Consider the following 6,065-nt stretch of genomic DNA (forward strand, 5'->3'; position numbering starts at 1 on the left):
TGTCAGGTGCGCGCTCTTGCGCGCGCGAAGTTAAGCGTGTTGCGACTGGTCTGGCAAGGTGCCGCTGAGCCGCGCGTCCTGGGCCACCAGCACCGCCTGGGTGCGGCTCTGGACACCGAGCTTGCGCATGATCGCGGTGACATGCGCCTTGACGGTGGTCTCGGCAATCGAGAGGTCATAGGCGATCTGCTTGTTGAGCTTGCCCTCGCAGATCAGCTGCAGGATGCGCGACTGCTGGTTGGTCAGCGTCGCCAGCCGCTCCATCGCGGTGTTTTCCTCGCTGGCCTCGTCTCCATGCGGCAAATAGTCGTCTGGGGTATAGACTTGGCCCTTGCGCACCGCGCTCAGCGCCGCATGGAAGGCGGGCTTCTGGCTATGCTTGGGCACGAAGGCCGCGGCACCGGCCGAGAGCGCCTTGGAAATCGTTCGGTTGTCGGCCATCGACGAGACTACGATCACCGGCGTGTTCTGCCCCAGCGCCGCGCGCAGTCGCAACAGACCGTCAAGCCCGTTGACGTCGGGCAGGTTGAGGTCGAGCAGCACGATATCCGGCGATCCGGTCTCGCCCACCCGGGTCAGCCCCTCCTCGAGGCTGGCGGCGGTTTCGACCTTGGCACCGGTGCAAAGCGACCTGAGGGTGAGCACGAGGGCATCGCAAAACAGCGGATGATCGTCGATCACCAGGGCGCGGGAAATACCATTAATCGGCGTCAGGGGGTCATTGGTCATTGTGCACTGTCCGTTCTGCGGTAGGCTCAGCTTAGCCGCGATACCTGGCTCGGTCCTTTGTCCAATAGTCGCATGGGACCGGTGGCACCACAGCCACCCGGCACCTTTGTATAATAGCCGGTTGCGCCGATCCAAGCCTAGGTTCGGACCCGAGGAGACCAACACTATGCAACTTACCGATTCCCGAGAGATTGCCGCGGCGCCAGAGGTTGTCTGGGCTGCCATTCTCGACCCCGAAGTGCTCAAGCAATGCGTGCCGGGCTGCCAGGAGATGACCGGCAGCCCCGAGAAAGGATTCGAGGCCAAGGTCGTCCAGAAGGTCGGCCCGGTGAAGGCCACCTTCAAGGGCGCCGTGACCCTGTCGGAGATGAAGCCGCATGAAAGCCTGACCCTGACCGGCGAAGGCAAGGGCGGCGCCGCTGGCTTTGCCAAGGGCGGCGCCGATGTGCGGCTTGAACCCAAGGGCGAAGGCACGCTGCTCAGCTATGATGTCGAGGCCAAGGTCGGCGGCAAGCTGGCGCAGCTGGGCAGCCGCATCATCGACGGCTTTGCCAAGAAGATGGCCGACCAGTTCTTTGACAACTTCAAGGCCGCCGTCGAAGGCCCCGGCGAGGCAGAGACCGCCGAGGCCGGCACCGACGCAGGTGCCGAGGGCGAGGCACCGAAAAAGGGCTGGTTCAAGCGCATGGTCACCTGAGGGACCTGCGATCCGACAGCCGCCCCGGGGGCAATGTCTCCGGGGCAGGGCGGCCAGCCCGACATTCATTTGAGAAATAACCAAGGGAGGACTTCATGACCAAGGTAACGATGACCGTAAACGGCAAGTCCGTGAGCGGCGACGTGGCAGGCAATACGTTGCTTGTCGAATTCCTGCGCAACGACCAGCGCCTGACCGGCACCCATGTCGGCTGCGACACCAGCCAGTGCGGCGCCTGCGTGGTGCATGTCAATGGCGCGGCGGTGAAGAGCTGCACCATGTTCGCGGCCGAGGCCGACGGCGCCGAGGTGGCCACCATCGAGGGCCAGGCCAATGCCGACGGCTCGCTCAACACCATCCAGCAGGCGTTTCAGGATTATCACGGGCTGCAATGCGGCTTCTGCACGCCGGGCATGGTGATGTCGGCAGCGGCGCTGCTGAAGGAGAACCCCAAGCCCACCGAGGCCGAGGTCCGCAACTACCTGCAGGGCAATATCTGTCGCTGCACCGGCTATCACAACATCGTCCGCGCGATCATGGCCGCATCCGGTCAGGACGTGCCTGCGGTCGCCGCCGAATAACCGGAGCGGGCGGTGGGTTGCAGACCCACCCTGCCGCATTCCGTCGGCCGGGCGCGTGCCCACCGACCTCGACACCGTAGGGTGGGTCTGCAACCCACCGGCAGCCAATCCGTAGGGTGGGTTTTCAACCCACCGGTCCCAAGGGAGGAACGAGAATGCCGAAAGATCAAGGCATAGGAGCCAGCACCAAGCGCCGCGAAGACGTGCGCTTTCTGACCGGCGCCGGCAATTACACCGATGACATCAACGTGCATGGCCAGGCCTATGTGCATTTCCTGCGCTCTGACGTGGCGCATGGCCGGATCACCAATATCGACACCTCAGCCGCGGCCGCGATGCCCGGCGTGGTGCGCGTCTTCACCGGCGCCGATTTCGAAGGCGTCGGCGGTCTGCCCTGCGGCTGGCAGGTGACCGACCGCCACGGCGAAGTCATGAAGGAGCCACCCCACCCGGTCCTGGCGCAGGGCAAGGTGCGCCACGTCGGCGAGCCGATTGCCGCCGTGGTGGCCGACACCCTGCAACAGGCGCGTGACGCCGCCGAGGCGATCGAGCTCGACATCGAGGAACTGCCCGCCGTCGTCGACATGAAGGCGGCGCTGGCCGAAGGCTCGGCCAAGGTGCACGACGACCTCAGCGACAACCTCTGCTACGACTGGGGCTTCGTCGAAGAGAACAAGGGTGCGGTGGAAGAGGCGATTGCCAATGCCGCCCATGTCACCACGCTGGAGCTGGTCAACAACCGGCTGGTCGCCAACCCGATGGAACCGCGCGTCGCCGTCGGCGACTTCAACCGCGCGTCGGGCGATTCGACGCTCTACACCACCAGCCAGAACCCGCATGTGATCCGCCTGCTGATGGGCGCCTTCGTGCTGGGCATCCCCGAGCACAAGCTGCGCGTCGTGGCGCCCGACGTGGGCGGCGGCTTCGGCACCAAGATCTTCCACTATGCCGAGGAAGCCTTCTGCACCTTTGCCGCCAAGGCCTGCAACCGCGCGGTCAAATGGACCTCGACCCGGTCAGAGGCCTTCATGTCCGACGCCCATGGCCGCGATCACGTGACCAGGATCGAACTGGCACTGGATGCCGACAACAACTTCACCGCCGTGCGCACCGAGACCTATGCAAACATGGGGGCGTATCTGTCGACCTTCGCGCCCTCGGTGCCGACCTGGCTGCATGGCACGCTGATGGCGGGCAACTACAAGACCCCGAACATCTACGTCAACGTGAAGGCGGTCTTCACCAATACCGTGCCCGTCGATGCCTATCGCGGCGCCGGCCGGCCCGAGGCGACCTATCAGCTCGAGCGCGTGATCGACAAGGCGGCGCGCGAGCTGGGCGTCGACCCGGTGGAGCTGCGGCGGCAGAACTTCATCACCGAGTTCCCCTATGCCACCCCGGTGGCGGTGGAATACGACACCGGTGACTACCATGCCACCATGGACAAGATGCTCGAACTGATCGACCGCGAGGGCTTTGCCGCGCGCCGCGCCGAGAGCGAGGCCAAGGGCAAGCTGCGTGGACTGGGCATCAACTGTTTCATCGAGGCCTGCGGCATCGCGCCGTCGAATCTGGTAGGCCAGCTTGGCGCACGTGCGGGTCTCTACGAGTCGGCAACGGTGCGGGTCAATGCCACCGGTGGTCTGGTGGTGATGACCGGCTCGCACAGCCACGGGCAGGGGCACGAGACCGCCTTCCCGCAGGTGATCTCGGAGATGATCGGCATCCCCGAGGATCAGATCGAGATCGTGCACGGCGACACCGCCAATACGCCGATGGGCATGGGCACCTATGGCTCGCGCTCGCTGGCGGTCGGTGGCTCGGCCATGGTGCGCGCGGCCGAGAAGATCATCGCCAAGACCAAGAAGATCGCCGCCCACCTGCTCGAAGCCGCCGAGGCGGATATCGAGCTCAAGGACGGCACCTTCTCGGTGGCGGGCACCGACAAGTCGGTGGCCTGGGGCGATGTCTGCCTGGCGGCTTACGTGCCGCACAACTACCCGCTCGAAGACATCGAGCCGGGTCTCGAGGAGACCGCCTTCTACGATCCGTCGAACTTTACCTATCCCGCTGGCGCCTATGCCTGCGAGGTCGAAGTCGACCCCGAGACCGGCGTCGCCACCATCGAGAAGTTCGTCTCGGCCGATGACTTCGGCAACGTCGTCAACCCGATGATCGTCGAAGGCCAGGTGCATGGCGGCATCGCCCAGGGCATCGGCCAGGCGCTGCTGGAAAACTGCGCCTATGACGAGAACGGGCAGCTGCTGTCGGCCTCCTACATGGATTACGCCATGCCACGGGCAGATGACCTGCCGATGATGGACAGCTATACCGTCGACCATTCCTGCCAGACGCCCTGTACCCACAACCCGCTCGGGGTGAAGGGCTGCGGCGAGGCCGGGGCCATCGGCTCGCCGCCGACGGTGATCAACGCCATCCTCGACGCGCTGAATTCCGGCGGTCACAAGGTGGATCACATCGACATGCCGGCCTCGCCTTCGCGCGTCTGGGCGGCGATCAACAACGCATCTTGAGGGAGGGCTGAGACATGTACAGCTTTGACATCGAACGGCCGAAGTCACTGGCCGATGCTCTGGCGGCGCTGGGCGACGAAGAGGCACAGGCACTGGGCGGCGGTCAGACCCTGATCCCGACGCTCAAGCAGCGTCTGGCCAGCCCCGGCAAGCTGGTCAGCCTGACAGGTATCGACGAGCTCAAGGGCATCACCCGCGAGGGCGACACGGTGACCATCGGCGGCGGCACCACCCATGGCACCATCGCTCGCGAGACGGCGGAGTATTTTCCGGGCCTGTCCTACCAGGCCTCGAAGATCGGCGATCCGGCGGTGCGCAACCGCGGCACCATCGGCGGCTCGCTGGCCAACAACGACCCCTCGGCCTGCTACCCGTCGGCCGCCATGGCCTGCGGCGCGACCATCGTGACCAACACTCGCGAGATCGCGGCCGACGACTATTTCCAGGGCATGTTCGCCACGGCGCTGGAGGAGGGCGAGATCATCATCGCGGTGAAGTTCCCGCTGCCCGAGGCCTCGACCTACATCAAGTTCGAACAGCCGGCCTCGCGCTTTCCGCTGGTGGGGGTGTTCGTCGCAAAATACGCCGACCGCGTCGGCGTCGGCGTGACCGGTGCCTCCGAGGGCGGGGTGTTCCGCTGGACCGAGGCCGAAGCGGCGCTGGGCGGCAATTTCGCTGAAAATGCGCTCGAGGGGCTCTCGGTCTCGGGTGACGGGATGATCGGTGACCTGCACGGCACCGGCGCCTACCGCGCGCACCTGGTGGGCGTGATGACCCGGCGGGCGGTGGCTCAGCTGGTCTGAGGAACGGTTCGTTCCGGAACTGGAAAGGGCGGCCTTTGAGGGTGACGCATTCCGTGCCGTGGGGCATCAAAAACGGTCGGTCATGCGTATGGGTGAGCCTGACAGAAATGACACGAGGCCGGGGAGTTCCACGCTCCCCGGCCTTTGGTTTTCCGGAAATGGCTTAGGCCGACTCTCGTCGGAAAACTCGACTGTCGGCTCTGAGCCCAAGCCTACCGGAGCAGCGCTGAGATTGAATGACCGCTATTCTTCAGGTTCGCATTGCCCCAATGGTTCAGTTACAATCAGGACCGTCTGGATCGCGCTTTCGGCTTCCTCGTCTGATATAAACCCTGCTTTCAAAATTTCCGACAGCACGAAGTTTATTCGCTCGATGGCTCGGTCATAGGACCTCACAGGATGAAAGAGCATAGGGGCTTTAGGCAGTACTGCGGTAATCCCCCCCGATCTTAAGGGGATGCGGAATTAGAATTTTCTCGGCAGGATGAACGAGGAGATTCCGATGAAAAAGACACGATTCACCGAGGCCCAGATCATGGGCGTGCTGCGGCAGATGGAGGGCGGTGTGCCTGCCGCCGAGCTATGCCGCGAGCACGGGATGAGCAGCGCCACGCTGTACAAGTGGCGGGCGAAGTATGGCGGCATGGACGCCAGCCTCATCAGCGAGATGAAGGCGATGGCCGAGGAGAACCGGCGGCTGAAGCGCATGTACGCCGACGTC

At 64.5% G+C, this 6,065-nt stretch carries 6 protein-coding genes; 5 read left to right on the top strand and 1 reads right to left on the bottom strand.

Going from position 1 to position 6,065, the window contains the following annotated elements:
- Positions 1-30 precede the first annotated feature (30 nt).
- Positions 31-729: a response regulator transcription factor gene (locus ACN0SE_RS07530; RefSeq protein ID WP_417523891.1), complete on the bottom strand. Its 699-nt coding sequence runs from the start codon at positions 727-729 to the stop codon at positions 31-33.
- 166 nt (positions 730-895) lie between these two features.
- On the opposite strand from ACN0SE_RS07530, the gene ACN0SE_RS07535 reads away from it, so the two are divergent.
- The 5 genes from ACN0SE_RS07535 to ACN0SE_RS07555 all read left to right on the top strand — a co-directional run.
- A complete protein-coding gene (locus tag ACN0SE_RS07535; protein WP_417523892.1) occupies positions 896-1,426 on the top strand; it encodes a CoxG family protein in 531 nt (176 codons plus the stop codon).
- A gap of 95 nt (positions 1,427-1,521) precedes the next feature.
- Positions 1,522-2,007, top strand: a complete 486-nt coding sequence (locus tag ACN0SE_RS07540) for a (2Fe-2S)-binding protein (RefSeq protein ID WP_417523893.1) — start codon at positions 1,522-1,524, stop codon at positions 2,005-2,007.
- A gap of 155 nt (positions 2,008-2,162) precedes the next feature.
- Positions 2,163-4,541: a xanthine dehydrogenase family protein molybdopterin-binding subunit gene (locus ACN0SE_RS07545; RefSeq protein ID WP_417523894.1), complete on the top strand. Its 2,379-nt coding sequence runs from the start codon at positions 2,163-2,165 to the stop codon at positions 4,539-4,541.
- Positions 4,542-4,555: 14 nt separating this feature from the next.
- A complete protein-coding gene (locus ACN0SE_RS07550; RefSeq protein ID WP_417523895.1) occupies positions 4,556-5,344 on the top strand; it encodes an FAD binding domain-containing protein in 789 nt (262 codons plus the stop codon).
- Positions 5,345-5,846: 502 nt separating this feature from the next.
- A partial coding sequence (locus tag ACN0SE_RS07555; RefSeq protein WP_417523896.1) for a transposase occupies positions 5,847-6,065 on the top strand: 219 nt, incomplete at its 3' end.

Origin of the sequence: Marinovum sp., from assembly GCF_048263515.1 — a bacterium.
Taxonomy (GTDB): Bacteria; Pseudomonadota; Alphaproteobacteria; order Rhodobacterales; family Rhodobacteraceae; genus Marinovum.

Bases quoted from the DNA above. Each gene is read 5' to 3' on its own strand.
- ACN0SE_RS07540 (WP_417523893.1), top strand. From the start codon at position 1,522: ATGACCAAGGTAACGATGACCGTAAACGGCAAGTCCGTGAGCGGCGAC.
- ACN0SE_RS07545 (WP_417523894.1), top strand. From the start codon at position 2,163: ATGCCGAAAGATCAAGGCATAGGAGCCAGCACCAAGCGCCGCGAAGAC.
- ACN0SE_RS07535 (WP_417523892.1), top strand. From the start codon at position 896: ATGCAACTTACCGATTCCCGAGAGATTGCCGCGGCGCCAGAGGTTGTC.
- ACN0SE_RS07550 (WP_417523895.1), top strand. From the start codon at position 4,556: ATGTACAGCTTTGACATCGAACGGCCGAAGTCACTGGCCGATGCTCTG.
- ACN0SE_RS07530 (WP_417523891.1), bottom strand. From the start codon at position 729: ATGACCAATGACCCCCTGACGCCGATTAATGGTATTTCCCGCGCCCTG.